The sequence below is a fragment of the Pseudomonas peli genome, assembly GCF_050563605.1.
Taxonomy (GTDB): domain Bacteria; phylum Pseudomonadota; class Gammaproteobacteria; order Pseudomonadales; family Pseudomonadaceae; genus Aquipseudomonas; species Aquipseudomonas peli_A.
In genome coordinates this window covers 1-515 of record NZ_JBNXUH010000209.1, presented here as the reverse complement: position 1 = coordinate 515, position 515 = coordinate 1, and the positions used below count along the sequence as shown (strand labels likewise).

Below are 515 nucleotides of genomic sequence, written 5' to 3'. Positions count from 1 at the left end.
GTTTAAGGATCCGGCCCCGCCCCCCGCCGCGCCGCAGCCCACTTTTTTGCTGACGCCGGGATTGGCGGGCGCGTGCCGGCATTCCCCTACCTCGGTGGCGGCCGGTTGCAGGGCAACTACCGCCAGCRCCTGGGCCGCGAGGTGGGCGACTTTGTGATTCGCCGCCGTGATGGCTTGTACGCTTACCAGCTGGCCGTGGTGCTCGACGATCCCTGGCAGGGTGTGACTGACGAGGTGCGCGGCGCCGACCCTGTCTCTTATACACATCTGACGCTGGCTCGGAGATGTGTATAAGAGACAGCACCTGGGACGCGAGGTGGGCGACTTTGTGATTCGCCGCCGTGATGGCCTGTATGCCTACCAGCTGGCCGTGGTGCTCGACGATGCYTGGCAGGGCGTGACCGACGTGGTGCGCGGCGYCGACCTGCTCGACCCCACACCGCGCCAGCTGTTCCTGCAGGCGCCTGCCTCCTACACACATCTGACGCTGCCGACGACGCTCCTCGAGCGGTTAT

General features: G+C 66.6%; 2 pseudogenes. Both read left to right on the top strand.

Annotated elements, in window-relative coordinates:
- Positions 1 to 6: 6 nt before the first annotated feature.
- Positions 7 to 264 (top strand): annotated as a pseudogene (locus tag ACQ4LH_RS21480) (tRNA glutamyl-Q(34) synthetase GluQRS); the annotation flags it as partial.
- 31 nt (positions 265 to 295) lie between these two features.
- Positions 296 to 515, top strand: a pseudogene (locus tag ACQ4LH_RS21475) (glutamate--tRNA ligase family protein); the annotation flags it as partial.